Consider the following 25,843-nt stretch of genomic DNA (forward strand, 5'->3'; position numbering starts at 1 on the left):
GGGCCGTCGGCGCTTCAGCCCTCGCCGAGCCAGTCGAGCAGATCCGCCACCGGATCGATCACCTGCCGCATGCCGGCATCGCGCAGCCCTGCGGCGAGCCCGATACCGACCACGCCAACGACGAAGACCGGCTGCCGTCCGCCGAAGCCCTCGCAGCGCTCGCGCAGCGCATCCAGCGCGATCTCGGGCTGCGCGGCGATGATGGCCGGCGCGAGATCGATCACCTGCCAGCCGTCGATCACGCCCGCATGGCCGGTCGCCTCGAAAGCGGCCTCGTAGAGCGCCGTCATGCCGCGGTCGAAGGTCACGATATCCAGCCGGTGCCCGCGCTTCCGGTGCAGCGCCAGCACGCTGCGCGTGAAGCCATGGGCCGCGTCGCCGAAGCGCTCGCGCACGGTCTCGTAGCCCGTGTCGACCGACGACATCGCCACCACCCGGTCGAAGCCCTCGCTCAGGCCCGGCAGCGCGCACGCCAGCGCCGCCTCGGCCCGCGCGTTGTCGGCGGCGGAACCGATGATCCGTGGCGCCGCCTCGACCTCGGCGGCGGCCCAGCATCCGGACGGCCAGCCGCCACGCGCGATGTGGCGCCGCAGCGTGGCCGTGATCTCGCGGCTCGAGTTCGGATTGAGGAACAGCGTCTTCGCCGTCATGGCGTGGCCGGAAAGCGGTGGCGCCAGAACTGCGCGATGTCGCGCCGACGGCAGAACCAGACATCGGGGAATTCGGAGGCCGCGAGCAGGAACTCGCGCAGCGCCTCCGCGCGCCCGGGCCGCCCGGCCAGGCGCAGGTGCAGGCCGATCGACATCATCGACGCCTGCCGGCGACCTTCGCGCCGCAGGCAGGCGAGCGTGCGCCGCAGGTGGTCGGTGAAGTCGTCGGGCGTGTCGAAGCCCGGCGCCGAGGCGAAGCGCATGTCGTTGCAGTCGAAGCTGTAGGGCAGCACCAGATGCGGCGTGTCGCCGACCCGCGTCCAGTACGGCAGGTCGTCGTTGTAGGCATCCGAGTCGTACTGCAGTCCCTGCTCGACGGCGAGCGCACGCGTGTGCGGGCTGACGCGGCCGGTGTACCAGCCGACCGGGCGCTCGCCGCACAGGCGTTCGAGCACGTCGAGCGAACGAACCATGTGCGCGCGCTCGGTCGCCTCGGGCACCTCGTCGTAGTCGATCCATCGCGCGCCGTGCGAGACCACCTCGTGCCCGGCCTCGACGATCGATCGCGCGGCCTCGGGATGCTTCTCGAGCGCGCCCGACACCGCGAAGTAGGTGGCCGGCACCCGGCATTCGGCGAGCAGGTCGAGGATGCGCCAGTGGCCGGCGCGGCTGCCGTACTCGTAGTGCGACTCCACCACCAGGTTGCGTCGTCCGGCGCGCGCCGTCGCGCCCGACACGTCGCTGTTGAGCACCTCCGAGAAGGTATCGCCCTCGAGCACGCAGTTCTCCGCGCCCTCCTCGTAGTTGACGACCACGCTGAGCGCGACGCGTCGCCCACCCGGCCATTCGAAGTCCGGACGCGCGCGGCCGTAGCCGATGAAGTCGCGCACCGCCTCGCTCATCGCTGCACCTTCGCCTTCGCCACGCAGACCCCGATCAGCAGCAGGCCGAGGGTGCAGTAGATCGAGATCGACAGCGGGCTGTCGAAACGGTCGAGCAGCCAGACGCAGATGCTGGGAGCGAGCGCGCCGCCGAAGACGCCCGCGAGCTGGAAGCCCAGCGATGCACCCGTGCACCGCACCCTGGACTCGAACATGTCGGGGATGAAGGCCGCGAGCGGTGCCCACAGCGAGGCTTGGCAGACCATGCCGATCACCGAGGCGAGCACCACCAGCGAGGGATTGCGCGTCTCCAGCAGCGGAAAGTACGCGAACGACCAGACGATCGAGGCGGCCACGCCGAGCAGCAGCATGGGCTTGCGGCCGAAGCGGTCGGACAGCGCGCCGAACAGCGGGATCGCGGCCACGCCGACCGCCGCGCCCCACAGCACGGCGTTCAAGGCCACCTGCCGCGGCAGGCCGAGCCGGTTCGGCACGTAGATCAACAGCAGCAGCGAGAACACATACCAGATGACGCCCTCGCCGGCCCGCACCCCGATCGCCAGCAGCACCTGGCGCCAGTGCTTGCGCAGCGTCTCGGCCAGCGGCGCCTCGGCCTTGTGGTCGCTCTTCTCGAGGCTCTTGAAGACCGGGGATTCCTCGATCGTGCGGCGGATGAAATAGCCGATGCCCACGAGCAGGATGCTCGCGAGGAAGGGCACGCGCCAGCCCCAGTCCATGAACTGCGCGTCGGTGGTGACCGTGTTCATGAAGCCGAACATCGCATTGGCGATCAGCACGCCGATCGGGCTCGCGACCTGCACCAGGCTGCCGTAGAAGCCGCGGCGGCGCCCGCTGGCATCGAACTCGTTGACCATCAGCGCCGCCCCGCCCCACTCGCCGCCGAGCGCGAGCCCTTGGGCGAAGCGCAGCACCGCCAGCAGCAGCGGCGCGAGCAGCCCGACGTGCTCGTAGGTCGGCAGCAGCCCGATCAGGAAGGTCGACAGGCCCATGACCAGCAAGGTCGAGACCAGCACGAAGCGCCGCCCGAGCTTGTCGCCCAGCGAGCCGAAGATCGCGGCGCCCACCGGTCGCGCGACGAAGGCGATGCCGTACGACAGCAGCGACAGGATGGTCGCGACGAAGGGATCGGTCTGCGGGAAGAACAGCTTCGGAAACACCAGCGCCGCCGCCGTGCCGAATACGAAGTGGTCGTAGAACTCCAGCGTGGTGCCGACCAGGCTCGCGGCGGCGACACGCCGCGGACTGGTCGAGGATGCGGGCCGGTCTTCGGCGCGCGGGGCCGTGTTCGCCGTGGCGGATGTCGTCATGGGGATGCTCCTGATCGATGGACGGCGCCATTGCAGCACCGGCTCAATGCTTGGACAATCAGAATGATCCGAACGATTATTCGCCAAAGATGAACATTACGCTGCGCCAGATCCGCGCCTTCCTCGCGGTGGCCGAGGTCGGCGCCTTCGCGCGCGCGGCCGAGCACATGCATCTGTCGCCCTCCGCGTTGTCCACGCTGGTCAAGGAACTCGAGGAGCAGATCGGCCTGCGGCTGTTCTACCGCAGCACGCGCGTGGTCCAGCTGACCGAGGCGGGCGCCGAGTTCCTGCCACTGGCGCGCAAGGCGCTCGAGGACCTCGAGGCCGCGGTCGCCGGATCGCGCGCGCTGGCCGAGGTCAAGCGCGGCCGGGTCACGGTGGCCGCCTCCATCGTGATCGCCGCCACGCTGCTGCCCTGGGTGATCCAGTCGTTCCAGCAGCGCCATCCGGGTATCCAGTGCATCCTCAAGGACGGCTTCGAGGAGACCATCCGCGACCAGGTGCGCCGCGGCGAGGTCGACCTCGGCGTCGGCACGCTGGTCGAAGGCGAGCCGGGGCTGACGGAGGTCACGCTCTACCAGGACCATCTGGTGGCGCTGGTGCCCGATGGCCATCCGCTCGCGGAGCGCGGCGCCGTCACCTGGCGCGAGCTGGCCAAGCATCCGCTGATCAGCCTGTCCGACCAGAGCCCGTCGCGCGCACTGGCCGACGCGGCCTTCGATTCCGTCGGCCTGCGGCCGGTGCCCGCGCATGTCGCGACCTTCTCCTCCACGCTGATCAGCATGGTGGCCGCGGGCATGGGCGTGGCCGCGCTGCCGGTCAACGTGCGCCAGCTCTCGCGCCGCACCGGCGTGCAGACGCGCATGCTGGTGCGGCCGACGGTCAAGCGGAACATGGGCGTCTATTCGCGCAGCGACGCGGAGCTGACGCCGGCGGCGAACGCCTTCCTGAAGCACATGCAGGCGTTCGTGAAATCGAAGGGGAGCCTGCCGGACGAGGCGGCCGAAGCCGCCGCGCATTGAAGCCGCATCGAGGAGCGAAAGACGTTTCCGCTGTGTCAATCTGTTCCAGGCCGTTGACGCCCGCGCGACCCCGTCGCTACATTCGTTCGACCCCTCCCCGGAGCACACCCATTGCACGACCCCCTCCCCTACGTCCTCGCAGCCATCGCCATCGCGGTCCTCGCGGGCGACCTGGCCGCAACGGTCGTGGTGCTGCGCAGCGATTTCTACTCGGGGCCGCAGCGCGCATGGCAGCTGGCCCTGGTATGGCTCATCCCCATCGTCGGCGCCGCCTGCTGCCTGAGCTTCGCGGCCATCCACAGGCGCGCGATCCCCAAGCCTTCCGCGGCATTCCCCGGCTCCGATACCTACAACCTGCCCGGTGGTGAAGCCAACAGTCTCTGAACTTGTGCGGCGCCTTGCCGGGGCCGCCCTTCTGCTCGCGATGTTCGCCTGCCCGGCAGTGCTGGCGCAGACGCCTTCGCGCGATCTCCCGCCGTCCATCGGGCCCGACCACAGCACATCGCTGACGGTGGAGGACTTCCTGCGCGGCACGCAGGTGCTCGGCGAGGTCGGTCCCGAGCGCGCCGAGCAGAACGCCGACTACGTGGCGGCGATCCGCGGGCTGGCGAACATCGGCGACAACTACCGCACCGACGTGCTCAAGGCCAGGGCCGCGGGCACCACGATCGACAGCTGCCCCGGCAAGTCCGCGAAGATCACCACCGACACGCTGATCCCCTTCCTGCTGCGGCTGCCGCCCGAACAGCGGACGATGCCGATGGAGCAGGCGTTCCGGCTGCACATGCGCGAGCTCTACCCATGCCCCGGGAAAGGCGCAACGCGGTAACCGCAAGCTCGCCCGATCGAGCGCCTACTCGGGCTTGATCCCCTGCTCGCGCACCACGCGCGTGAACTGCACGATCTCCTGCGAGACCAGCTTGTCGAGCGCCTCGGGCGAACCGCCGATCACGCGCCCGGCCTGGGTTTCCATGCGTGCCTTGACCTCGTTGTCGGCCAGGGCCGCGAGCGTGGCCTGGTGCAGCTTGTCCACCACGGCCTGCGGCGTGCCGTGCGGCACGAAGGTGCCGATCCAGGTGTCGGATTCGTAGCCGGGCACCGATTCCGCGATGGTCTGCACCTCGGGCAGCAGCGGCGAGCGCTCCTTCGAGGTCACGGCGATCGCCTTGAGCTTGCCGCTGCGGATGTGCGGCAGCGCGCCGCTCAGGGTGCCGAACACCGCGGGCACCTGGTTGCCCACCACGTCCGCGATCGCGGGTCCCGCGCCGCGGTAGGGAATGTGCTGCAGCGAGAGCTTGGCCATCGACTGCAGCAGGCCGCCCGCGAAGTGGCCCGGCGAGCCGATGCCACCGGTCGCGTACTGGCGGTACCGCGGATCGCGCTGGCCCAGCGCGATCCACTCCTTGAGATTGCTGGCCGGCACCGATGGATGGACCGCGAGCACCTGCGGCAGCGCACCGATCAGCGTGACACCGCGCAGGTCGCGCTCGGTGTTGAAGGGCAGCGAGGGGTACAGGGCCTGGTTGATGCTGTGCGAGGAGACGGTGAACAGCACCGTGTAGCCATCGGGCGCGGCCTTCGCGACGTAGTCGGTGGCGATCGATCCGCCGGCGCCGGGCTTGTTCTCCACGATGACCGTCTGGCCGAGCTTCTCGCTCATCTTGGCGTTGAGCGAGCGCGCGATGGTGTCGGAGCCGCCACCCGGCGCGAAGGTCACGATCAGGCGCACGGGTTGGCGCGCGGGATAGTCGGGCTGCGCGCCCGCCAGCAGGGGCATGGCGATCAGCGCCCAGGATACGAGCCGTGTGGCCCTGAGGATGTTCATGGTGTCTCCGTCGATTCGTGCAGTCGACTGTAGGGACGGCCTCCCGAACTGAACACTACGAAATCCTGCTACCGGTATAGCGCCGACCGATGGCGCCGCACGCACGCGCTCAGCTGCCGGCCACCAGCCGCGCCCCGTCCCAGCGGCGGGAGCGCACCAGCTCGCGCACCACGCTCACGATCAGTGCGTGCACGCAGGCGGCGGCGGGCTGCAACCGGTTCAGGCGCGAATGCGCGAGCGTCGCGCGGCGCACGATCTGCGGCTCGATCGGGGTCTGGCGCAGCAACTGCGCGGCGGCATGCCAGGCCAGCGCCGAATGCGGGATCACGGTGCCCGCGCCGCCCTGCGCGACCATCGCCAGCACGGTGTGGATCGAGCTCGCCTCGGCCTTGATCTGCGGCGTCACGCCCGCCTCGGCGAAAGCGCGGTCGACCAGGTCGCGCAGCGTGGTGACCTGCGTCGTGAGCATCAGCGGCACGCTGGCCACCGTCGGCAGGTCGATGCTGCGGCCCGCGCGCACCAGCGGCTTGCGGCGCGGCTGCACGAAGTACAGCGGCTCGTCCACCAGCGGCACCGCCTCGATGCCGGGCAGCGCCACGTCGTCGACCAGCACGCTGAGCTCGACGCGCTCGTTGATCAGGTGCGCCGCGAGGAAGGTGCTGGGGCTCTCGTAGACCTCGAGCACGATCTGCGGATGGCGCTCCTCGAGCGCGGCGATCAGCGGCCCGACCAGCACCATCGCGATGCTCGACGGCAGCCCGAGCCGCACGCGTCCGCTCAGGCCCGCATCCGACGCCTTCACCACGTTCTTCGTGTCGCCCGCGAGCTTGAGGATCTGCTGCGCATGGCGGTACAGCGCCTGTCCCGCATCGGTCGGCGTGACGCCCTTGACGCTGCGCTGCAGCAGCTGGGTGCCGAACTCTTCCTCGAGCTGGGTCATCTGCTGGCTCAGCGCGGGCTGGACGATGTGGACCAGCGCCGCCGCGCGCGAGAGCGAGCCGCTGTCGACGATCGCGACGAAGTAGCGCAGCTGGCGTATTTCCATGGCGAGAAGGGGTGATGGCCGCCCGGGCGCGAGGGCAGGCCGATGGTGGTAAGGAGGGGGCCGAACTCAGCCGAGCCCGTACTGGCTCACGACACCGTCGGCGAGCCAGGCGTCGATCCGCTCGCGACCATAGCCGAAATCCCGCAGCACTTCGACCGTGTGTTCCCCGAGCAGCGGTGGCGGCAGGCGCACGCTGCCGTCGCGCAAGCCGTCGATGCGCACCGGGTTGCCGACCTGCCGCATGGGCCCGATGACGGGATGGGTGAACTCCTCGACCAGCCCGCAGTGCTGCACCTGCGGATCGGCGAACACGTCGGCGATGTCGTTGATCGGCCCCGCCGGAATGCCCAGCGCGACCATCTGCGCGGTCCAGGCCGCGCGCGGCTGCGTGCGCAGGCGTTCCTCGAGCAGTTCCTTGAGCGCGATGCGGTGCTGCATGCGCGCCGCGTTGTTGACGAAACGCGGATCCGACAGCAGCGCCTCCAGGCCGAGCAGGCGGGCGATCTTCACCCATTGCTCCTGCGTGGCGCCGCCGATGTTCAGCGGCCCGTCCTGCGCCTCGAACACGCCGTACGGCGCGATCACCGGATGCACGTTGCCCACCGGCGCCGGCACCTCGCCGAGCGACAGGTAGCGCTGCCCCTGCACGCTGAGCAAGCCGACCAGGCTCGCGAGCAGCGAGGTCTCGACCTTCTGGCCCTGGCCGCTGGCCTGGCGCTGGATCACCGCCGCCAGGATGCCCATGGCGGTCCACATGCCGGAGGTGAGATCGCCGATCGCCACGCCCACGCGCTGCGGGCCGGACTCGGGCGTGCCCGTGAAGCTCATGAAGCCCGAGAAGCCCTGCGCGATCTGGTCGAAGCCCGGCCAGTGGCCCTTGGGGCCGTCGCTGCCGAAGCCGGTGATGCTGCCGTGGATCAGCCCGGGGTTCAGCGCCATGAGCTCGGCCTGGCCCATGCCCATCTGCGCCATCACGCCGGCGCGGAAGTTCTCCACCAGGATGTCGGCCTTCGCTGCCATCTCGCGCACGATCGCCAGGCCCTCGGGGTGGCGAAAGTCCAGCGCCACGCTCTTCTTGTTGCGGTTGCCCGAGAGGTAGTAGACGCTGGTGTCCTCGGCGAAGGGTCCCCACTGGCGCACCATGTCGCCGTGCGGCGCCGGCTCGATCTTCACGACCTCGGCGCCGAAGTCGCCGAGGATCATCGAGCAGAACGGGCCGGACAGCGCCCGCGAGAGGTCGAGCACGCGGAGGCCCGCGAGGGGCAGCGCTTGGGTCATGAGCAGCTTTCTTGAGAGGCGATCGGCACGGTGCCGGCCAGGGTTGCTAGCGGCCGATGAATTCGGGACGGGTCTTCTCGCGAAAGGCGCGCAGCCCCGTGCGGTAGTCCAGCGTGTCCGCGAACGCGTAGCTCGCCAGGCGTTCTTCCCGCGTCACGGGACTCGGGTCTTCCATCAGGCGGCGCAGCTGCCGCTTGAGCGCGCGAACCGCCAGCGGCGCACTCTGCGCGATGGCGTCCGCGGCCGCCTGGACGCGCCGCTCGACATCCGCATCGTCCACCACGTCGGTCAGCAGGCCCTTGGCCCACGCGGTCTGCGCATCGAGCATGCGGCCCTCGAACAGCAGCTCGGCCGTGAGCGCGGGACCGGCGAGCCGGTAGAGCCACTCCATCTCGCCGAGCGCGAGCGGAAAGCCCAGCAGCCGGATCGGGATGCCGAGGCGGGCGCCGCGGCCCGCGATGCGCAGGTCGCAGACCGAGGCGATCTCCAGGCCGCCACCCGCGCAGGCGCCCTCGATCAGCGCGATCACCGGCACGGGCAGGTCGTGGATGGCGCGCAGGGCACCGGACACGCACTGCTCGTGGAATGCCGTCACCTGCTCGCGCGTGGCGCGCACCTGCTCGAACTCCGAGATGTCGGCGCCGGCCGCGAAGTTGCCCGCCGCACCGCGCAGCACCACGCAGCGCAGCGTGTCGCTTTGCCCCAGGTCGGCGAACACCACCTGCAGCGCCTCCCACATCGCCACCGTCAGCGCGTTGCGCCGGCCGGGGTTCTCGATGGTGACCGTGGCGATGAAGCCCGATTGCGACAGCCCGATGCGGCCAGGGGCGCGAAGGCCTTGTTCTTCATTCATGTGGCACGGATCCTAGGATCCGCACGCGGTGCCGAAAACTACAACGTATTGATACCACCATAGGTTTTTCTGATGGCATCGTCGCTGGGCGCGCGCTCGGGCCGGCTACGGGCGGCGCCGTTCCATGAACGCCACCACCTCGCCCATGATCCCCTTGCGGAAGGCCAGCACGCACACCACGAAGATCAGGCCCGTGACCATGGTCACCGACTCGCCCAGCGTGTTGAACCACTCGATGGTGGTGAGGCGCGCGAGCAGGCTGCCGAACTCGCCGAGCTTGTTCTCCAGCAGCACGACCACGGCCGATCCCACCAGCGGGCCCGACAGGGTGCCGAGTCCGCCCACCAGCGTCATCAGCACGACCTGGCCCGACGCGGTCCAGTGCACGTCGGACAAGGTCGCGAAGCCCAGCACCAGCGTCTTGAGCGAACCCGCGAGGCCCGACAGCGCCGCCGAGATCACGAAGGCCAGCAGCTTGAAGCGGCTGACGTCGTAGCCCAGCGAGAGCGCGCGCGGCTCGTTCTCCTTGATGCCCTTGAGCACCTGGCCGAATGGCGAGTGGACGGTGCGCACGATCAGCAGGAAGGCCAGCACGCATACCGCGAGCGCGACGTAGTACATCGTGAGGTCGTTGCTCAGGTCGAGCAGGCCGAACAGCTTGCCGCGCGGCACGCCCTGCAGGCCGTCCTCGCCGCCTGTGAACCTCGCCTGCAGCGCCACGAAGAACATCATCTGCGCCAAGGCCAGCGTGATCATCGCGAAGTAGATGCCCTGGCGGCGGATCGCCAGTGCGCCGAAGACCCAGCCGAGCAAGGCGCCGGTGAGCGTGCCCGCGAGCAGGCCGAGCTCGGGCGTCAGGCCCCAGGCCTTCATGGCCTGGCCCGCGACATAGGCCGAGCAGCCGAGGAACGCCGCGTGCCCGAAAGACAGCAGGCCGGCGAAACCCAGCAGCAGGTTGAAGGCGGCCGCGAACAGCGCGAAGCACAGGAGCTTCATCACGAACACCGGATAGGCGCCGAGGAAAGGCGCGAGCAGCAGCCCGGCGAGCAGCAGCGGATAGAGGACGAGGGAGAGCTTCTTCATGACCGCGGACTCACTTTTCTTTGCCGAACAGGCCGGCCGGGCGCACCAGCAGCACGATGACCATGATCACGAACACGACCGAGGACGAGGCCTCCGGATAGAACACCTTGGTGAGGCCCTCGATCACGCCCAGGCCCAGGCCGGTGAGGATGGCGCCCATGATCGAGCCCATGCCGCCGATCACGACGACGGCGAACACCACGATGATGAGGTTCTGGCCCATCAGCGGCGAGACCTGCATCACCGGCGCGGCCAGCACGCCGGCGAAGGCGGCCAGGCCGCAGCCGAAGGCATAGGTCAGCGTGATCATCAGCGGCACGTTGACGCCGAAGGCTTCCACCAGCCGCGGGTTCTCGGTGCCCGCGCGCAGGTAGGCGCCCAGCCGCGTCTTCTCGATCGCGTACCAGGTGGCGAAGCACACGGCGAGCGAGGCCACGACCACCCAGGCGCGGTAGTTGGGCAGCACCATGAAGCCCAGGTCGCTGGCGCTGGCCAATGCCGCGGGCGTGTCGTAGCTCAGGCCCGAGACACCGTAGACCGAGCGGAACGCGCCTTCGATCAGCAGCGTGAGGCCCAGGGTGAGCAGCAGGCCGTAGAGGTGGTCGAGCTTGTAGATCCAGCGCAGGAACAGGCGCTCGATCAGCACGCCGAGCAGGCCGACGACCAGCGGCGCCACGGCGAGCATCGCCCAGTAGCCGATGCCGAGGTAGCTCATCGCCATCCAGCTGAACACCGCGCCCACCATGAACAGCGCGCCGTGCGCGAAGTTGATGACGTTGAGCAGCCCGAAGATCACCGCGAGCCCGAGGCTCAGGATCGCGTAGAACGACCCGTTGACCAGGCCCAGCAGCAGTTGGCTCAGCAAGGCCTGCACGGGAAAACCAAAGACAGTCGTCATCGCCTCAGACTCCCAGCAATTCGTTGAGCACCGGCATCCTGGCTTCGAGTTCGGCAGCGCCGAACTTCAGGGCGATGCGGCCGTGCTCCATCACGTAGAAGCGATCGGCCAGCGGCGCCGCGAAGCGGAAGTTCTGCTCCACCATCACGATGGTGTAGCCCTTGGAACGCAAGGTCGTGATCATTCGCGCGAGCGCCTGCACGATCACCGGCGCCAGGCCTTCGGAGATCTCGTCGAGCAACAACAGCTTGGCGCCCGTGCGCAGGATGCGGGCCACCGCGAGCATCTGCTGCTCGCCACCCGACAGCCGCGTGCCCTGGCTGTGGCGGCGCTCCGCCAGGTTCGGGAACATCGCGTAAATCTCGTCGACCGACATGCCCTGCCCCGCGCCCTTGAGCTCGGGCGGCAGCATCAGGTTCTCCTCGCACGACAGGCTCGCGAAGATGCCCCGCTCCTCGGGGCAATAGCCGATGCCCAGGTGCGCGATGCGGTGCGTGGGCATCGCGATCGTCTCCCGGCCATTGACCTCGATGCTGCCCTTGCGCGCGCCCGTCAGGCCCATGATCGCGCGCAGCGTGGTCGTGCGGCCCGCGCCATTGCGGCCCAACAGCGTCACGACCTCGCCCGGCTGCACCACCATGTCGACGCCATGCAGCACATGCGATTCGCCGTACCAGGCCTGCAGGCCCTTGATCTCGAGTGCGGCGGTCATCAGTGGGCTCCCTGCAGTTGGCCGTCCGTGGTGCCCATGTAGGCCTCCATGACCTGCGGGTTCTTCGAGACTTCCGCGTAGGGGCCTTCCGCAAGCACGGCGCCACGCTGCAGCACGGTGATGGTGTCGGCGATGGTCGAGACCACGCTCATGTTGTGCTCGACCATCAGGATGGTGCGGCCCGCCGACACGCGCTTGATCAACTCGGCCACGCGGTGCACGTCCTCGTGGCCCATGCCCTGCGTGGGCTCGTCCAGCAGCATCAGCTCGGGTTCCATCGCGAGCGTGGTCGCGATCTCGAGCGCGCGCTTGCGGCCATAGGGCAGGTTCACGGTCTGCTCTTCGGCGAGTTCTTCGAGGCCCACCTCGGCGAGCAGCTCGCGCGCCCTCGCATTCAAGGGCTCGAGCGACTTCTCGCTCTTCCAGAAGTGGTACGAGGTGCCCAGGCGGCGCTGCAGCCCCAGGCGCACGTTCTCCAGCAGCGTGAGGTGCGGGAACACGGCCGAGATCTGGAACGAGCGGATGATGCCGCGCCGCGCGATCTGCGCGGGGCGCTCGCCCGTGATGTCCTGGCCGTTGAACAGGATCGTACCGCTGGTGGGCTCGAGGAACTTCGTGAGCAGGTTGAAGCAGGTCGTCTTGCCTGCGCCGTTGGGGCCGATGAGCGCGTGGATCGAACCGCGCACGACCGAGAGATCGACCTTGCTGACAGCAGTGAAGCCCTTGAACTCCTTGGTGAGCTGGCGTGTTTCGAGAATGATGTCCGTGCTATACGACATGGAAAAGAGAGTGGGGCAAGGAAAAAAGCCGTGCGGCCGCGCGCCGCGCGAAACGCGGCGGCGGCACGGCTTCGGCGCGGATCAGCTCTTCGGCATCAGGTGGCAGGCACCGGGCTTCGTCGGCGCATAGGCCTGCTCGCCCGGGATCTTCGAGACCACCTTGTAGTAGTCCCACGGCTGCTTCGATTCGCTGCGCTTCTTGACCTGCATCAGGTACATGTCGTGCACCATCGCGCCATCCGCGCGGATGTAGCCCTGCGCGAACATGTCGTCGATCTTGAGCGACTTGAGCGCGGCCATCACCTTGTCGGCGTCGGTGCTCTGCGCCGCTTCCACCGCCTTGAGATAGCTCAGCGTGGCCGAGTAGTCGCCGGCCTGGAAGGTGGTGGGCATCTTCTTGTGCTTCTCGTAGAAGCGGGTCGCGAAGGCGCGCGACTTGCCGTTGAGGTCCCAGTACCAGCCATCGGTCAGGTACATGCCGCTGGTGGTGTCGAGGCCCAGGCTGTGAACGTCGGTGATGAACACCATGAGGCCGGCGAGGCGCATCTTGCTGCTGATGCCGAACTCCTTGGCCGTCTTGATCGAGGTGATGAGGTCGCTGCCGCCGTTGGCGAGGCCGACCACCTGCGCGCCCGATGCCTGCGCCTGCGTCAGGTAGGACGAGAAGTCGCTCGCGTTCAGCGGATGGCGCACGCTGCCCTTGACGGTGCCGCCGCTGGCCTGGACCACGTCGATGCTGGCCTTCTCGAGCGAGTAGCCGAAGGCATAGTCCGCGGTCACGAAGTACCAGCTCTTGCCGCCCTGCTCCACCATGGCCGTCGCCGTGCCGCGCGCCTGGGCCGAGGTGCTGTAGGTGTAGCGCACGAGGTAGGGCTGGCAGGCCTCTTCCGTCAGGCTGTCGGCGCCCGCGCCGGCGGAGATGAAGACCTTCTTCTTTTCCTTCGAAATGTTGCTGATCGCCAGCGACGCCGAGGAGTTGGACCCCGCGATGACCAGCTCGACCTTGTCCTGGTCCCACCACTGGCGCGCCTTGTTGGCCGCGATGTCGGCCTTGTTCTGGTGATCGGCGGACAACACCTCGATCGGCCGGCCCAGCACCTTGCCGCCGAAATCCGCGATGGCCATGCGGACCGCGTCGAGGCCGCCGGCGCCGTCGAAGTCGGAGTACGGCCCTGACATGTCGGTGACGAAGCAGATCTTGAAGCGATCGGGCGCGGCTTGCGCGCTGGCGTTCTGGATCCAGGGCAGTCCCGCGAGGACGGCCAGGGCGATGGCATGCATTCTCATTGTTTGTCTCCTTGGCAGCCGATGCTTCGACTGCGCTTTATGTTGATCGGTAAGCTAGGGATCGAGCCTCTTGCCGGACTCGTTTCGTTCGAAAGCGCTGGCCGTCGTCAGGCGGCCTTCCAGCCCGCGGGCACCCGTGCGCGCTCGATCCTCGCGAGGTCGCAGACCGCATCGGCGATGCCCGAGAAATCGATCTTTCCGTATTCGCTCGCGCGCGCCAGGCTGAACGATTCGAAGACCGCGGCGGCCACCGGCATCGGCACCCTGGCCGCGTGGGCCGCGCCCATCACCAGCGCCATGTCCTTGTGCGCGAGGTCGATCGTGAAGCCCGGCGTGGTGTCGCCCACCAGCACCTTGTTCGGGAAGTTCAGGCGCAACTGCCCGTTGGTCGCCGAGGTGCCGTAGAGCACCTGCAGGGTGCGGGTGATGTCGAGCCCGAAACGCTGCGACAGCGCGAGCGCTTCGGCATTGACCTGGCACAGCGTGACCGCGACGTAGTTGTTGACCAGCTTGGTCCGGCCGCCCGTTCCGACGTCGCCGCAGTGGTAGACGGTCGAGCCCATGACATCGAGCAGCGGCCGCACGCGGGCGAAGTCCTCGTCGGTCGCGCCGACCATGAACAGCGATTCGCCGCGGTCCGCGTGTTCGGCCAGGCGGCCCACGGGCGCGTCGACCACGGACTGCCCGGCCGCGCGCGCCGCCACGGCCAGCCGGTCGGTGGCCAGCGGGTCGATGGTGCTCATGTCGAGCAGGATGTTGCCCTTGCGTGCGTTGGCGAAGATGCCTTCCGCGCCCAGGGCCACCTGCTCCACTTCGGTCGAGCTGGGCAGCATCGTCGCGACGATCGAACACTCGCGCGCGATCTGCGCGATGCTCTGCGCGCTCGCCGCGCCGGCATCGACCAGCTCGTTGACCGCCGCGGCGTTCAGGTCGTGGACCACCAGCGGGTAGCCCTGTTTTCGCAGGTTCAGGGCCATGGACTTGCCCATGCGCCCGAGCCCGATGAAGCCGATTTTTTCCATTCGATGTCTCCGGTGGTTCCTGGTATCAATGCCCGATGTAGGCGGTCTTGGTCAGCGTGTAGAAATCGGCGGCGTAGCTCCCCTGCTCGCGTGGGCCGAAGCTCGAGCCCTTGGTGCCGCCGAAGGGCACGTGGTAGTCGAGGCCCGCGGTCGGCAGGTTGACCATGGCCAACCCGCTCTTCACGTTCAGGCGGAAGTGGGTCGCGTGCTTGTGGGACTGGGTGCAGATCCCGGCCGACAGGCCGTATTCGGTGTCGTTGGCCAGCGCGAGCGCTTCCTCGTAGCCGCGGGCGCGGATCACCGTGGCGAACGGGCCGAACACCTCCTCGCAGTTGATGCGCATGTCGTTGCGGGTGTCGACGAACAGCGTGGGCGCCATGAAGAACCCTGGTGTCGAACGCTCGAGCACGTTGCCGCCTTCGACGAGCCGGGCACCCTCGTCCTTGCCCACCGCGATGTAGCGCTGGATCATGTCGAGCTGGCGCTGGTTGATCACCGGGCCGATGTCGGTGCCGGCCGTCAGGGCGTGGCCCACCTGCACCTCGCGCATTCGTGCACGCAGGGCATCGACGAAGCGGTCGTGGATGCCGTCGGTGACGATCAGCCGGCTGGACGCGGTGCAGCGCTGGCCGGCCGAGAAGAAGGCACCGTTCAGCGCGCACTCCACCGCCTGCGGCAGGTCGGCGTCGTCGAGCACGACGAGCGGGTTCTTCCCGCCCATCTCGAGCTGCACGCGCACCATCTTCGCGACCGCGGCCTGGGCCAGCTTGCGGCCGGTGGCGACGCTGCCCGTGAAGCTCAGCGCGTCGACGCCGTCGACGATGGCCGCGCCCGCGACCGCGCCATGGCCGTTCACCAGGTTGGCGACGCCCGCGGGCAGGCCGTTGCGCTCCAGCACGCGGAAGAGTTCGCTCGCCACCGCGGGCGTCTCTTCGGAAGGCTTGAGCAGCAGCGTGTTGCCGAAGGCCAGCGCTGGCGCGATCTTCCATGCGGCGATGGCGATGGGGAAGTTCCACGGCGTGATCAGGCCCACCACGCCGATCGGCTCGCGGCTGGTCTGCACGCCGATGTTCGGCCGCACCGACGGGAGGTTCTCGCCGCCGTAGCGCACGGCCTCGCCGGCGAAGAAGCCGAAGATCTGGCTGGCCCGCGTGACTTCGCCGATGCCTTCGGCGCGGGTCTTTCCGGCTTCGCGCGACACCAGTTCGCCGATCTGCTCGCGGCGCGCGAAGAGCTCGTGCGCCGTGCGTTGCAGCAGGTCGCTGCGGACCTGCGTGGTCGTTGCCGCCCAGGCCGGCTGGGCGGCGCGCGCGGCCGCCACGGCCTGGCGGACCTGGGCCGCGTCGGCCAGCGCGAACTGGCCCACCACGTCGTGGGTGTCCGACGGGTTGATGCTGGCGATCGATTCCTGGCCGGCGATCCATTCGCCGCCGATGAGGTTCTTCTGAATGTCCATGGTCCTGTCTCCTGGGCTGCCGGGCCACTCGCGGATGCGGATGCCGGTGTGAAGTGGGTGGATCATAAATTTGCATTTCACATGCCGTCGAATTACCATTTCTGATCGATAAATCACTTTTTTTGCTGACAGGAAACGCGATGGATACGCGGCAGATTCGGGCCTTTCTGGCGATCGCGGACACCGGCAGCGTGACGCGCGCCGCCGAGCTTCTTCATGTGGTGCAGCCCGCGATCTCGCGGCAACTCAAGCTGCTGGAGGACGACCTCGGCGCGCTGCTCTTCGAGCGCAGCCGCGGCGGCATGGTGTTGACCGATGCGGGCCGCACGCTCGTGGAGTACTCGCGGCGCGCGCTGCGCGAGCTGGACAACGCGAGGTCGGAGATCCAGCCCTCGGGCCCGTCGATCGCGGGCATCGTCCACGTGGGATTGCTGCCGAGCAGCTGCGAGCTGCTGGCCGCGCCGCTGGTGCTGGCGCTCAAGGAGCGCTACCCCGGCGTGCAGGTGTCGCTGTCGGTGGGCTACACGGACCATCTCGCGCGCTGGCTCGAGACGGGCGAGCTCGACATGGCGCTGCTGTACGACGCCCCGCAACGGCCGAGCGTGAGTCTCGAGCCCTTGCTCAAGGAGGTGCTGTGCCTCACCGCGCCAGCGGCGCACGGCCTCTCGCTGAAGAAACCCGTGAAGGTCCGCGCGCTGGGCCAGGCACCGCTGGTGCTACCGAGCCGGCCGCACAACCTGCGCGGGCTCGTGGAGCATGCGTGCGCGGTCGCCGACGTGCCGTTCAGGATCGCGGCCGAGACGAATGCGCTGTCGGTCCAGCGCGACCTCGTCGTTCAGGGCGTGGGCTTCTCGGTGCTGCCGGCGGTCGCGATCCGCGGCGAGCTCGAACGCGGCCTGCTGTCGGCGGCCCCGATCGCGGCGCCCGAGTTCGCGCGCAGCATCTACCTGGCGCTGCCCACGACGCGCCGCACGTCCACCGCGGGGCAATGCGTGGTCGGCGAACTCAAGCGCTGCATGGAGGCCGCGGTCGACAGCGGCGAGTGGACCGGGGCGAAATGGATTCGCTCATCGGGCGAGCACGGACGGACCTAGTCGCGCCCGCCGTGCGGGGCCTCATGCTCAGAAGCCCTTCGTCTCCCCCGACGCGGCGTGGAAGAAGATGTTCGGCTTGCGATAGACCGCGAACACCACGGCACCGGTCTTCGAGCTGTTGTCGTGGAACGAACCGGGCTTGCGCCAGATGTAGTCCCCCGCCTGCGCCAGGCCGTCGTGGTCTTCCACCGAGCCCGACAGCACCAGGGTCTGCTCGAGCTCCGGGTGCTTGTGGAACGGGATGTAGGCGCCCGGGTCGAGCTTGAGCAGGCAGGTCATCTCGCCCTGCTCGGGGTTCTCGTAGAGGACCTTGATCATGACCTTGTCGAAGCGCGTGGGCTTCCACTCGATGCGCTCGGGCTGGACGTAGATCGATCCCCCGATCGTGGGTTCCTGCTTGTGCGGCTTGCCGGCAATGGTGTTCATGGTGTCTCTCCTTCGAATGAATGAATGGATGGGGCGGCGCTCAGTGCGCGTCGCGGAACTCGGGCGACCACTTCATCGTTCGCTGCTCGACATGGCGAATGGCGGAAACGAGCACGATGCCCAGCACGGACAGCACCGTGATGGTGGCGAACATGTCGGTGGCGTTGAGCGTCGACAGCGAGGTGATGATCAGGTAGCCCATGCCGCGGTCCGAGCCCACGAACTCCGAGATCACGACGCCGATCAGCGAGAACGCGACCGCGTTCGGCAAGGCGGCGAACATCCAGCCCGAGACGAAGGGAATGCGCACGCTCCACAGCAGGTTCGAGCGCGAGGCGCCCAGGGTGCGGCAGAAGTTGATCACGTGCGGCTCGATGCTCTGCCCGCCCTTGAAGGTGTTGAAGAACACCAGGAAGAAGACGATGAACCAGGCCGTCACCACCTTCGACGCCAGCCCGAGGCCGAAGATCATGGTGATCAGCGGCACGAAGGCGATGCGCGGCAGCGAGTTGGCGCCGGTGATGAACGGCGCCAGGATGCGGGCCAGTCTCGGGCTCTGCGACAGCCCCAGCCCGGCGATGAAGCCCGTGACCACCGAGACGACCAGGCCGATGGCCGTGGCCAGCACCGTGGATGCCAGGTGCGGCCAGATGAAGCCTGCCTTGCTCCCGAGCGTCCATTCGTAGATGCGCTGCGCGACCAGCGAAGGCCGGCTGATGAAGAAGGGGTCCATGAAGGTGTTGCTCACGAACCAGGGCACGCGGGTCAGCCCTTCCCACAGCGCGAGGAAGCCCGCGAAGATCGCGCACTGCCAGGCGAGCACGCCGAGGGCCTCCCGGCGCGCGGCCTTGCGCGCGGCGGCCGCGAAGTCCCGGCTGCGCAGAGCCGCCGCATCGTCCTGCGCGCCTTGCAGCGCGCGAGCGGCATCGTGTTCAGGCGACATGTGCCACCCCCTGCCCCTTGGCGCGCCCTTGAGCGGCCTGGAACTCGCGCCCGAGCACGGCCCAGATCGCGCGCACGTGATGGCTGAAGTCGTCCGAGTCGCGGAGCCCGAACACGTCGCGCGGCCGCGGCAAGTCGACACGGTGGTCGAGCACCACCCGGCTGGGCGGCGCCGACAGCACGATCACGCGATCGGACAGGCTCACGGCCTCGTCGAGGTCGTGCGTGACCATCACGACCGTCTGGCCCAGCTTCTGCCAGATGTCCAGCAGTTCCCGGTGCAGCGTCATCTTGGTGTTGCTGTCGAGCGCGCCGAAGGGCTCGTCGAGCAGCAGCACCTCGGGCTCGCAGGCGAGCGTCATCAGCAGCGCGACGCGCTGGCGCATGCCGCCCGACAGCTGGTGCGGCAGCATGTCCTCGCAGCCCGAGAGGTTCGCGAGCTCCAGCAGCCTGCGGACGGTCGCGCGGATCTCGTGGTTCGGCACGCCGCGGAACTTCAGGCCCAGCCCGATGTTGCGGCCCACGGTGTGCCAGGGCAGCACGGTGTCCTTCTGGAAGATGTAGCCCAGCCGGTCGGGAATCGTTCCGTGCCGCACGGCACGCCCGCCGATCTCGATGCGGCCCGCGCTCGGCGCCATGAAGCTGCCCATCATGTTGAGCAGCGTGCTCTTGCCGCAGCCGCTCGGGCCCACGACCGCCACGAACTCGCCCTTGGCCACGCGGAACGAGACGTCGCCGATCGCCCAGGTCTCGCGCGTGGAACTCAGATAAGCCTTGCTCACGTGCTGCAGCTCGATCATGCGAGACCCCGCGCGCGCTTGACGAAGCTCATGTTCACCATCTTCTCGTAGGGCACCTGCTTCATCTCCTGCGGCGTGATCTGCCGCCCGCCCATCACGTCCATCAGGCGCGCGTAGTGTTGCGGCGTGATGAGGTTGTCGCCGCTCCAGATCTTCTTGAACACCGACACCGAGTCGATGGAGAGCTGCCGGCCGTAGCCCGGCAGGTACTCCTCCTCGATCAGCGACACGATGTCGCCCGGCGCCGTCTGGCGGATGAAGTCGGAGGCCTTGACGATGCCCGTGACCAGCGCCTGCACGGCCTCGGGGCGCTTGTCGATGCTGTCCTGCATCACGTAGAGGCCGACGCCCGGCACGTCGCCGCCGAAGGTGGTGTTCCAGCTGGCGTCGTCGGTCACGTCGAACAGCGGAACGCCCCAGCCCTCCTCCTTCGCCTTGTTGAGCATCGAGTAGGTGGCCGTGCAGCAGTCGACCGACCCGCTCTTCACGGCGCCGAGCATGGTCGAGAAATCGCCCAGCGCCCGGACCTGCACCTTGTCCTTGATGCCCGCGCGATCCGCCAGGTACATGGCCATGAGCCAGGTCGCCGACTGGGGCTGGGTCACGCCGATCGAGCGGCCGGCGAGCGACCTGATGTCCTTGAGGCCGCCCTCGTGGAGCTTCTTCGTGGTGAGGATGTTGGCGAACGCGATCCGGTTGTCGAAGCCCGCGACCAGCACCGCCTGCTTGCCCGCGATGGTCAGCGAGACCGGATCGTTCACGCCGGAGGTCGCGGCGAACAATTGCCCCGCCGCGAGCATCTGCTTCGCCCGCGGCCCGCTTTGCGCGTTCAGCGGCCGCACGTCGAGGCCGGCCTGCGCGAAGTAGCCCTTCTTCGCGGCGACATAGGCCATCGCATAGAGCGGATCGATGCTCGCCACGCCGTAGTCCGCGGTGCCCAGCTTCGCCGATTGCGCGAGGGCCGTCCCCGGCATGAGGAACGGCGAGAGCGCGGGCGCGATCGACGCGCCGGCGATGCCGCCGAGAAAACGGCGGCGGCTCCTCGACGAAGGACTGCGGGCATGGCGGGGAGATGGCATCGGGGTGCTCCTGCTGGCGGGTGGACGGGGGCCGTCTGGCGGCATGCCGCGCGACGTGCATTCAGTGTGCGAGGCGGTGCGTTCGCGGGCCAATACTTATGGCGACGGGCGTGATGCCGCGGCGGCATCAGGGCGCATCAGGGCGGCGTGGCGAACTGCGCGGGAAAGCTGCGCCGCGCGGCATCGACGAACCCGCCGACGAGCGGATTGGTGTCGTGCGCCCGCCAGGCGATGGCGATCTCGGCGCGTTCCTCGAGGCCGTTCAGCGGCCGGTATTCGACGCCGTCGGTGTGCAGATGCCGCGCGGCCTCCGGCACGATGGCGACACCCACGCCCGCGCCCACCATGCCCAGCATGGCCTGCGAGTCGCCGACGTCGTGCATCGCGCGGGGTTCGAAACCGGCATCCCGGCAGAAGCGCAAGGTGAGGCCGCCGAAGCTCTTGCCCGGGCCCGCGGGCAGCGAGACGAAGTCTTCGCACGCGAGGTCGCCGACCGCGAGCGACTCGCTGCGGCACAGCGGGTGCCCCTCGGGCAGCGCGACCACGAACCTCTGCCGCTGGATGACATAGCTCGCGATGGCGGCGTCGGGCTTCAGCAGCCGCAGGATCGCGACGTCGATGTCCTCGCGCAGCAGCGGCTCGAACTGCTGCAGCACCTGGAACTCGTTGAGCTTCACGTCGACGTTCGGGAACTCGCTGCGGAAGCCGCGCACGAGCATCGGCAGGAATTCGCTGGCCACCAGGCTGATGAATCCCACCCGCAGGTGCGCGCTGCAGCCGGCGGCCGCGCGTTGCGCGAGTCCCGGCAGTTGTTGCATCAGCCCGAGCACGGTGCGCGCCTGCTTGAGCACGGCGTCTCCCGCGGGCGTCAGCGCGACGTGGCGCTTGTCGCGCTCGACGAGCAGCACGCCGAGCCGGTCCTCGAGCTGCTGGATCTGCCGGCTCAGCGCGGGCTGGGCCACGTGCAGCCGGTCGGCGGCCCGGCGAAAGCTCAATTCGTCGGCGACCGCCACGAAATAGCGCAACTGTCGAACATCCATGTGAAGGCGCTCCGGGATATCGATCGAACAATGCAAGAAGCGCGCCGAACGCGCGGCCGCCCTCCTCGCGCGGACCGGGGGCTGCTTCGTCTATGACAAGATCGGGCCATGGACCTGGAATCGTCGAAACCGCCGTCTGCCGGCGCAGCCCGCCCATCGAAGAAAAGCAAGGGCGACAGCGCGCCGCTATCGCCCGCGGCGCTGGGACTGCGCATCCGCGCGCTGCGCAAGAGCAGGCAACTGACCGTGGAAGCCCTCGGCGAACTGGTCGGCGTGCACAAGACGCACCTGTCGCGCATCGAGCGGGGCCTCAAGGCGCCTTCGCTGACCATGATCTCCAAGCTGGCCAATGCACTGGGCTGCGGCATCGGCCACCTGGTGGGCGAGGTGATCCACGAAGAGGCGATCGTCGTGAGCCGCGGGGAGGAGCTGCATCCGCGCTTCATGGCCGACGAGCAGCATCAGTTCGCGGCCCTGCTGCAGGATGCGCGCTCGAGCAGCTTCGGTGCCTTCATCCTCTACCCCGGCACCTCCGACGGACCGATACAGGCCCAGCACGAAGGCCATGAGCTGCTGTACGTGCTCACGGGCAGCGTGGACATCCATTTCCAGGATCGCGTCGAGCGGCTTCGCGCCGGGGACTGCATCCATTTCCCGGGCTACCTCACGCACCGGATCGTCCGCGTCGGCCGCGCCAAGGCCAGCGCGCTGCTCGTGATGTCCGCCACCTGACCATCTCGCCGTTCGCGGCGGGCTGCGGACTAGCCCCGGCCGATGTACGGCATCTTGGTGGCGAGGAGGGTCTGGAACAGGATGTTCGCCTCCAGCGGCAGGCCGGCCATGTGCAGCACGGCGTCGGCGACGAGGTTCACGTCCATCAGCGGTTCGCTCGCGAGCTGGCCGTTGGCCTGCAGGATGCCGCGCGCGAACTGGTCGGCCATGTCGGTGGCCGCGTTGCCGATGTCGATCTGTCCGCAGGCGATGTCGTAGGCCCGCCCGTCGAGCGAGACGGCCTTGGTCATGCCGCTCACCGCATGCTTGGTCGCCGTGTAGGCGATCGCGTTGGGCCGCGGCGCATGGGCCGCGATCGAGCCGTTGTTGATGATGCGACCGCCCATCGGGCGCTGGTCCTTCATCGTCCGGAATGCCTGCTGCAGGCAGAAGAACATGCCGTTCAGGTTGACGTCCACCACTTCGCGCCACTGCGTTGCACTCAGCGCGTGCCACTCGACCGGCGGCGCGGAGATGCCGGCGTTGTTGAAGAGCACGTCGACGCGGCCCCAGCGTGACCTGACCCGCTCGAACATCTCGCCGACCGCATCGGCGTCCGTCACGTCGGCCGGCACGACGAACGCGCGGTCCGGCGCCGCCGAGCGGGCCGCCACCTCGGCAAGCACCTGTTCGCGGCGCCCCACGAGCGCCACCCTGTAGCCGGCCTTCAGCATGGCGAGCGCCACCGCCTTGCCGATGCCGCTGCCGGCGCCCGTCACCACCGCCACCTTGGGCGGGTTGCCTTCCGTCTCGTTGCGCGATTCGTCCAATGCCGTCAAAGCCGTTCTCCTTCCGTGGGCCAAACCGTCCTCCGACCGGAGGACCTTCGTTGCGGCAAAGAATATCCGTTTTGGTCAACGTGTTGACTAGTAGACACCCTGTGTTTAATACTCGCGCCCAATTCGGCCCGCGCACATCCGCTCGCACGCCGCCCGCATTCGTGAAGGCAATTTCGCCAGCAACCGGAGAGAAGGCATGTTCGACATCGATCGCCGCAGGTTCACCCTGCTTGCCGCAGCAGCGGGCGCGGCCCCCCGACTCGCGTTCGCGCAGAACGCATGGCCGTCCAGGCCGATCCGCATGGTGGTGCCCTTCGGCGCCGGCATGTCGATCGACGCGCTCGCGCGGCTGCTCGGCGACGGGCTCGGCAAGGGGCTGGGGCAGACGGTGATCGTCGACAACAAGCCCGGTGCCGCGGGCCTGATCGGCACGGCCGATGCCGCGCGCAGCGCGCCCGACGGCTACACGCTGCTCGCGGGCGTGACCTCCGTGATGAGCATGAGTCCGCACGTCTACACGAAGATGCCCTACCAGGCATTGCAGGACTTCACGCCCATCGTCAGGACCGCGAACTTCGCGTTCGTGCTGCTGGCCGGAATGGCCCAGCCCTACAAGACCTTGCCCGAGCTGATCCAGCAGGCGAAGGCGAAGCCGACCTCCATCGACTACGCCTCGGTCGGTGTCGGCACCGCGCCGCACATCCTGATGGAGATGTTCGCCAGCCTGGCCGATGTGAAGCTCACGCACATTCCCTACAAGTCGCCGTTCCTGTCGGACCTCATGGGCGGCCAGGTGGCGATCGGCTTCGAGCCGACCACGACCGCGATTCCCCTGATCCGCAGCGGCAAGGTGCGCGCGCTGGCCATCGGCAGCAAGGCCAGGAATCCGCAGCTTCCGGACGTGCCCGCGCTGTCGGAGTTCTTCCCGGGCTTCGAGGGCGACAACTGGCACGGCCTGTTCGCGCCCCGCGGCACGCCCGACACCGTGATCCAGCTCGTGAACACGGAGATGAACCGCGTGCTCCAGGCCAACGAGATCAAGAGCCGGCTGGCCGACCTCGGACTGCAACCGGGTGGCGGTTCGAGCAGCGAGTTCAGGGACTACTTCCGCGCCGACTACGCGCGCTGGGGCGAGGTCATCCGGCAATTCAACATCCGCATCGATTGATCGATGCGCCCTCCCCACTCCCGAAAGAAGCAATGAACCCAGAGACACAACGCTCGGAACAGGACATCAAGGAAGCCTATTACCGCGAACTGCGCGCCAAGGCGCCGGGCATCGCCTACAGCGAGCTCGAGCAGCTGGTCCTGGCCGCGCGCATGCTGGCCGCCGAGGGCCATTGGGCCAACGGAATCGCGGGGCAGATCACCGCGCGCGCCGAAGCGCCGGGCACCTACTACACGCTCAAGTTCGGCATCGGTGCCGACGAGGCCACGCCCGACGGCTTCATGGTGACCAACGACGCGCTGCAGGCGCTCGATGGCCGTTCCCTGCCCAATCCGGCGACTCGCTTCCACACCTGGGTCTATCGCGCCAACCCCGAGGTGAAATGCATCATCCACACCCATCCGCCGGCCGTGCAGACGCTGGCCATGATCGGGCAGCCGCTGATCGTCGCGAACATGGACGCCTGCGTGTTCCACGACAACTGCAGCTACCTGGAGGAGTGGCCCGGCCTTCCCATCGCCGATGAGGAGGGGCGCATCATTTCGCAGGCGCTGGCGGGCCGCAAGGCGCTGCTGCTGGCCCACCACGGACTGCTGACCGCGGGCACGAGCATCGCCGAGGCGGCCACGCTGGCCATCTGGATGGAGCAGCAGGCGGCGAACCAGTTGCGCGCGTCGGCGGCGGGGACCATCCGTCCGGTGCCCGACCACCTGGCGAGCGAAGCGCGCGACTTCCTGCTGAAGCCGCAGGTCATCGACATGGCCTTCCTGTACTTCGCGCGGCGCGTGCTGCGCGACGATCCCGATTGCCTCGCGGCGAATCGGCACCCCGCATGAGATTCGCGGCCAACCTGTCGACGCTGTTCGCCGAGCTGCCGCTGCTGGCGCGCGTCGGGGCGGCCGCGTCCCTCGGCTTCGAGGGGGTCGAGATCTGGTTCCCCTACGAGGTGGACGCGAAGGTGCTGCGCGCGGAGCTGGCGCGCCACGAGGTGCAGTGCGTGACGATGAACACGCAGCCCGGCAACGTCGACCGGGGCGATTGGGGACTGGCTGTCGACGCGACGCGCCGGGCCGAGTTCCTCGCGTCGGTGGAGATCGCCGCCGCCTACGCGGCCGAGATCGGTTGCCCGCGGATCCATGCGATGTCGGGCAGCGTGCCGCCGGGCCTGACCCGCGAGGCATCGTGGGAGGTCTTCGCAAGGAACATCGACGACGCCTGCGTCATCGCCGCGCGCCACGGTCTCAGCCTGATGATCGAGCCGCTCAACGCGATCGACCGACCGAACTTCCTGCTCACGCGGCAGGCCCAGGCCATTGCGCTGATCGAACAGCTGGGCCGCGACAACCTCAAGATCATGCTGGACCTGTTCCACCTGCAGCGCGGCGAAGGAAACCTCATCGAGCGCATGCGCCAGAGCCTGCCGCATGCGGCGCATGTCCAGATCGCGGACGTGCCCGGTCGGCACGAGCCGGGCAGCGGCGAGATCAACTTCGCGATGGTGTTCCGGGCCTTGAAGCAGCTCGGATGGACGGGCTGGATCGGCTGCGAATACTTCCCGAGCGACGGCACCCTGGCCAGCTTCGGGTGGCTGGAAGCGCACGGCATCGAACTGCGGGCGCGCTGAG

28 protein-coding genes are annotated in these 25,843 nt (G+C 68.6%); 8 read left to right on the plus strand and 20 right to left on the minus strand.

What is annotated here, in order from left to right:
- Positions 1-14: 14 nt before the first annotated feature.
- From R0232_RS36715 to R0232_RS36725, 3 genes are read right to left on the minus strand one after another with little or no spacing between them, the layout of a single operon-like run.
- Entirely contained in the window at positions 15-650 is a 636-nt protein-coding gene (locus R0232_RS36715) for an aspartate/glutamate racemase family protein (RefSeq protein WP_431514148.1), read from the minus strand.
- Positions 647-1,552: a polysaccharide deacetylase family protein gene (locus tag R0232_RS36720; protein WP_431514149.1), complete on the minus strand. Its 906-nt coding sequence runs from the start codon at positions 1,550-1,552 to the stop codon at positions 647-649. Before R0232_RS36720 ends, R0232_RS36715 begins: the two co-directional genes overlap by 4 nt.
- Positions 1,549-2,859 (minus strand): MFS transporter, encoded by a 1,311-nt coding sequence (locus R0232_RS36725; protein ID WP_431514150.1) that lies wholly within the window; start codon positions 2,857-2,859, stop codon positions 1,549-1,551. Before R0232_RS36725 ends, R0232_RS36720 begins: the two co-directional genes overlap by 4 nt.
- A gap of 89 nt (positions 2,860-2,948) precedes the next feature.
- On the opposite strand from R0232_RS36725, the gene R0232_RS36730 reads away from it, so the two are divergent.
- From R0232_RS36730 to R0232_RS36740, 3 genes are all read left to right on the plus strand, one after another.
- On the plus strand, positions 2,949-3,881 hold the full coding sequence (locus tag R0232_RS36730; RefSeq protein WP_431514151.1) for a LysR family transcriptional regulator: 933 nt from the start codon (positions 2,949-2,951) through the stop codon (positions 3,879-3,881).
- A gap of 111 nt (positions 3,882-3,992) precedes the next feature.
- Complete coding sequence (locus R0232_RS36735; RefSeq protein WP_431514152.1) at positions 3,993-4,265, plus strand: hypothetical protein; 273 nt, start codon at positions 3,993-3,995, stop codon at positions 4,263-4,265.
- A 40-nt stretch (positions 4,266-4,305) separates the two neighbouring features.
- Entirely contained in the window at positions 4,306-4,710 is a 405-nt protein-coding gene (locus R0232_RS36740; RefSeq protein WP_431514153.1) for a hypothetical protein, read from the plus strand.
- 24 nt (positions 4,711-4,734) lie between these two features.
- Here the strand turns inward: R0232_RS36740 and R0232_RS36745 are convergent, their stop codons facing one another.
- The 11 genes from R0232_RS36745 to R0232_RS36795 form a co-directional block, all read right to left on the minus strand.
- Positions 4,735-5,706: a tripartite tricarboxylate transporter substrate binding protein gene (locus R0232_RS36745; RefSeq protein WP_093349327.1), complete on the minus strand. Its 972-nt coding sequence runs from the start codon at positions 5,704-5,706 to the stop codon at positions 4,735-4,737.
- Positions 5,707-5,815: 109 nt separating this feature from the next.
- Positions 5,816-6,751 carry a LysR substrate-binding domain-containing protein gene (locus R0232_RS36750; protein ID WP_431514154.1) on the minus strand — a complete coding sequence of 312 codons (936 nt, stop codon included), beginning with the start codon at positions 6,749-6,751 and terminating at the stop codon, positions 5,816-5,818.
- Positions 6,752-6,817: 66 nt separating this feature from the next.
- Complete coding sequence (locus R0232_RS36755; protein ID WP_431514155.1) at positions 6,818-8,029, minus strand: CaiB/BaiF CoA transferase family protein; 1,212 nt, start codon at positions 8,027-8,029, stop codon at positions 6,818-6,820.
- A gap of 46 nt (positions 8,030-8,075) precedes the next feature.
- Complete coding sequence (locus R0232_RS36760; RefSeq protein WP_431514156.1) at positions 8,076-8,882, minus strand: enoyl-CoA hydratase-related protein; 807 nt, start codon at positions 8,880-8,882, stop codon at positions 8,076-8,078.
- Positions 8,883-8,987: 105 nt separating this feature from the next.
- A complete protein-coding gene (locus tag R0232_RS36765; protein ID WP_431514157.1) occupies positions 8,988-9,965 on the minus strand; it encodes a branched-chain amino acid ABC transporter permease in 978 nt (325 codons plus the stop codon).
- A gap of 10 nt (positions 9,966-9,975) precedes the next feature.
- On the minus strand, positions 9,976-10,863 hold the full coding sequence (locus tag R0232_RS36770) for a branched-chain amino acid ABC transporter permease (protein ID WP_057595750.1): 888 nt from the start codon (positions 10,861-10,863) through the stop codon (positions 9,976-9,978).
- Positions 10,864-10,867: 4 nt separating this feature from the next.
- The gene (locus tag R0232_RS36775; RefSeq protein WP_431514158.1) at positions 10,868-11,575 is read right to left on the minus strand and encodes an ABC transporter ATP-binding protein; all 708 of its coding nucleotides are present in this window, start codon (positions 11,573-11,575) and stop codon (positions 10,868-10,870) included.
- Positions 11,575-12,354, minus strand: a complete 780-nt coding sequence (locus R0232_RS36780; RefSeq protein ID WP_431514159.1) for an ABC transporter ATP-binding protein — start codon at positions 12,352-12,354, stop codon at positions 11,575-11,577. Before R0232_RS36780 ends, R0232_RS36775 begins: the two co-directional genes overlap by 1 nt.
- Before the next feature lie 81 nt (positions 12,355-12,435).
- A complete protein-coding gene (locus R0232_RS36785) occupies positions 12,436-13,641 on the minus strand; it encodes an ABC transporter substrate-binding protein (RefSeq protein WP_431514160.1) in 1,206 nt (401 codons plus the stop codon).
- A 107-nt stretch (positions 13,642-13,748) separates the two neighbouring features.
- Positions 13,749-14,663, minus strand: coding sequence for an NAD(P)-dependent oxidoreductase (locus R0232_RS36790; protein ID WP_203207146.1), 915 nt, complete (start codon positions 14,661-14,663; stop codon positions 13,749-13,751).
- Between the two features lie 25 nt (positions 14,664-14,688).
- Positions 14,689-16,113, minus strand: coding sequence for an aldehyde dehydrogenase family protein (locus R0232_RS36795; RefSeq protein WP_431514643.1), 1,425 nt, complete (start codon positions 16,111-16,113; stop codon positions 14,689-14,691).
- A 146-nt stretch (positions 16,114-16,259) separates the two neighbouring features.
- On the opposite strand from R0232_RS36795, the gene R0232_RS36800 reads away from it, so the two are divergent.
- Positions 16,260-17,213: a LysR family transcriptional regulator gene (locus R0232_RS36800; RefSeq protein ID WP_431514161.1), complete on the plus strand. Its 954-nt coding sequence runs from the start codon at positions 16,260-16,262 to the stop codon at positions 17,211-17,213.
- 27 nt (positions 17,214-17,240) lie between these two features.
- Here R0232_RS36800 and R0232_RS36805 read toward each other — a convergent pair whose 3' ends face one another.
- The 5 genes from R0232_RS36805 to R0232_RS36825 form a co-directional block, all read right to left on the minus strand.
- A complete protein-coding gene (locus R0232_RS36805; RefSeq protein ID WP_208513098.1) occupies positions 17,241-17,639 on the minus strand; it encodes a cupin domain-containing protein in 399 nt (132 codons plus the stop codon).
- 40 nt (positions 17,640-17,679) lie between these two features.
- A complete protein-coding gene (locus tag R0232_RS36810; RefSeq protein WP_431514162.1) occupies positions 17,680-18,582 on the minus strand; it encodes an ABC transporter permease in 903 nt (300 codons plus the stop codon).
- Entirely contained in the window at positions 18,572-19,381 is an 810-nt protein-coding gene (locus tag R0232_RS36815) for an ABC transporter ATP-binding protein (RefSeq protein ID WP_431514163.1), read from the minus strand. Before R0232_RS36815 ends, R0232_RS36810 begins: the two co-directional genes overlap by 11 nt.
- Complete coding sequence (locus R0232_RS36820; RefSeq protein ID WP_431514164.1) at positions 19,378-20,460, minus strand: ABC transporter substrate-binding protein; 1,083 nt, start codon at positions 20,458-20,460, stop codon at positions 19,378-19,380. Before R0232_RS36820 ends, R0232_RS36815 begins: the two co-directional genes overlap by 4 nt.
- 137 nt (positions 20,461-20,597) lie before the next feature.
- On the minus strand, positions 20,598-21,500 hold the full coding sequence (locus R0232_RS36825; RefSeq protein WP_431514165.1) for a LysR substrate-binding domain-containing protein: 903 nt from the start codon (positions 21,498-21,500) through the stop codon (positions 20,598-20,600).
- Positions 21,501-21,608: 108 nt separating this feature from the next.
- Here R0232_RS36825 and R0232_RS36830 point away from each other — a divergent pair, with 108 nt between their 5' ends.
- A complete protein-coding gene (locus R0232_RS36830; protein WP_431514166.1) occupies positions 21,609-22,232 on the plus strand; it encodes a helix-turn-helix domain-containing protein in 624 nt (207 codons plus the stop codon).
- Between the two features lie 29 nt (positions 22,233-22,261).
- On the opposite strand, the gene R0232_RS36835 is transcribed toward R0232_RS36830, so the two are convergent.
- Positions 22,262-23,050 (minus strand): SDR family oxidoreductase, encoded by a 789-nt coding sequence (locus tag R0232_RS36835; protein ID WP_281078770.1) that lies wholly within the window; start codon positions 23,048-23,050, stop codon positions 22,262-22,264.
- Positions 23,051-23,246: 196 nt separating this feature from the next.
- Here R0232_RS36835 and R0232_RS36840 point away from each other — a divergent pair, with 196 nt between their 5' ends.
- Genes R0232_RS36840 through R0232_RS36850 form a run of 3 tightly spaced genes read left to right on the plus strand, consistent with a single transcriptional unit; the run spans position 23,247 to position 25,842 of the window.
- The gene (locus R0232_RS36840; protein WP_431514167.1) at positions 23,247-24,218 is read left to right on the plus strand and encodes a Bug family tripartite tricarboxylate transporter substrate binding protein; all 972 of its coding nucleotides are present in this window, start codon (positions 23,247-23,249) and stop codon (positions 24,216-24,218) included.
- A gap of 32 nt (positions 24,219-24,250) precedes the next feature.
- Complete coding sequence (locus tag R0232_RS36845) at positions 24,251-25,054, plus strand: aldolase (RefSeq protein ID WP_431514168.1); 804 nt, start codon at positions 24,251-24,253, stop codon at positions 25,052-25,054.
- Positions 25,051-25,842: a hydroxypyruvate isomerase family protein gene (locus R0232_RS36850; protein WP_431514169.1), complete on the plus strand. Its 792-nt coding sequence runs from the start codon at positions 25,051-25,053 to the stop codon at positions 25,840-25,842. The genes R0232_RS36845 and R0232_RS36850 overlap by 4 nt, the downstream gene beginning before the upstream one ends.
- Position 25,843 lies beyond the last annotated feature (1 nt).

Source organism: Variovorax sp. DAIF25, from assembly GCF_050711835.1.
Taxonomy (GTDB): domain Bacteria; phylum Pseudomonadota; class Gammaproteobacteria; order Burkholderiales; family Burkholderiaceae_C; genus Variovorax.

Excerpts from the sequence above, each read along its gene's own strand:
- R0232_RS36715 (WP_431514148.1), bottom strand. The coding sequence starts at position 650 with ATGACGGCGAAGACGCTGTTCCTCAATCCGAACTCGAGCCGCGAGATC.
- R0232_RS36720 (WP_431514149.1), bottom strand. The coding sequence starts at position 1,552 with ATGAGCGAGGCGGTGCGCGACTTCATCGGCTACGGCCGCGCGCGTCCG.
- R0232_RS36725 (WP_431514150.1), bottom strand. The coding sequence starts at position 2,859 with ATGACGACATCCGCCACGGCGAACACGGCCCCGCGCGCCGAAGACCGG.
- R0232_RS36730 (WP_431514151.1), top strand. The coding sequence starts at position 2,949 with ATGAACATTACGCTGCGCCAGATCCGCGCCTTCCTCGCGGTGGCCGAG.
- R0232_RS36740 (WP_431514153.1), top strand. The coding sequence starts at position 4,306 with ATGTTCGCCTGCCCGGCAGTGCTGGCGCAGACGCCTTCGCGCGATCTC.
- R0232_RS36745 (WP_093349327.1), bottom strand. The coding sequence starts at position 5,706 with ATGAACATCCTCAGGGCCACACGGCTCGTATCCTGGGCGCTGATCGCC.
- R0232_RS36750 (WP_431514154.1), bottom strand. The coding sequence starts at position 6,751 with ATGGAAATACGCCAGCTGCGCTACTTCGTCGCGATCGTCGACAGCGGC.
- R0232_RS36755 (WP_431514155.1), bottom strand. The coding sequence starts at position 8,029 with ATGACCCAAGCGCTGCCCCTCGCGGGCCTCCGCGTGCTCGACCTCTCG.
- R0232_RS36760 (WP_431514156.1), bottom strand. The coding sequence starts at position 8,882 with ATGAATGAAGAACAAGGCCTTCGCGCCCCTGGCCGCATCGGGCTGTCG.
- R0232_RS36765 (WP_431514157.1), bottom strand. The coding sequence starts at position 9,965 with ATGAAGAAGCTCTCCCTCGTCCTCTATCCGCTGCTGCTCGCCGGGCTG.
- R0232_RS36770 (WP_057595750.1), bottom strand. The coding sequence starts at position 10,863 with ATGACGACTGTCTTTGGTTTTCCCGTGCAGGCCTTGCTGAGCCAACTG.
- R0232_RS36775 (WP_431514158.1), bottom strand. The coding sequence starts at position 11,575 with ATGACCGCCGCACTCGAGATCAAGGGCCTGCAGGCCTGGTACGGCGAA.
- R0232_RS36780 (WP_431514159.1), bottom strand. The coding sequence starts at position 12,354 with ATGTCGTATAGCACGGACATCATTCTCGAAACACGCCAGCTCACCAAG.
- R0232_RS36785 (WP_431514160.1), bottom strand. The coding sequence starts at position 13,641 with ATGAGAATGCATGCCATCGCCCTGGCCGTCCTCGCGGGACTGCCCTGG.
- R0232_RS36790 (WP_203207146.1), bottom strand. The coding sequence starts at position 14,663 with ATGGAAAAAATCGGCTTCATCGGGCTCGGGCGCATGGGCAAGTCCATG.
- R0232_RS36800 (WP_431514161.1), top strand. The coding sequence starts at position 16,260 with ATGGATACGCGGCAGATTCGGGCCTTTCTGGCGATCGCGGACACCGGC.
- R0232_RS36805 (WP_208513098.1), bottom strand. The coding sequence starts at position 17,639 with ATGAACACCATTGCCGGCAAGCCGCACAAGCAGGAACCCACGATCGGG.
- R0232_RS36810 (WP_431514162.1), bottom strand. The coding sequence starts at position 18,582 with ATGTCGCCTGAACACGATGCCGCTCGCGCGCTGCAAGGCGCGCAGGAC.
- R0232_RS36815 (WP_431514163.1), bottom strand. The coding sequence starts at position 19,381 with ATGATCGAGCTGCAGCACGTGAGCAAGGCTTATCTGAGTTCCACGCGC.
- R0232_RS36820 (WP_431514164.1), bottom strand. The coding sequence starts at position 20,460 with ATGCCATCTCCCCGCCATGCCCGCAGTCCTTCGTCGAGGAGCCGCCGC.
- R0232_RS36825 (WP_431514165.1), bottom strand. The coding sequence starts at position 21,500 with ATGGATGTTCGACAGTTGCGCTATTTCGTGGCGGTCGCCGACGAATTG.
- R0232_RS36830 (WP_431514166.1), top strand. The coding sequence starts at position 21,609 with ATGGACCTGGAATCGTCGAAACCGCCGTCTGCCGGCGCAGCCCGCCCA.
- R0232_RS36840 (WP_431514167.1), top strand. The coding sequence starts at position 23,247 with ATGTTCGACATCGATCGCCGCAGGTTCACCCTGCTTGCCGCAGCAGCG.
- R0232_RS36845 (WP_431514168.1), top strand. The coding sequence starts at position 24,251 with ATGAACCCAGAGACACAACGCTCGGAACAGGACATCAAGGAAGCCTAT.
- R0232_RS36850 (WP_431514169.1), top strand. The coding sequence starts at position 25,051 with ATGAGATTCGCGGCCAACCTGTCGACGCTGTTCGCCGAGCTGCCGCTG.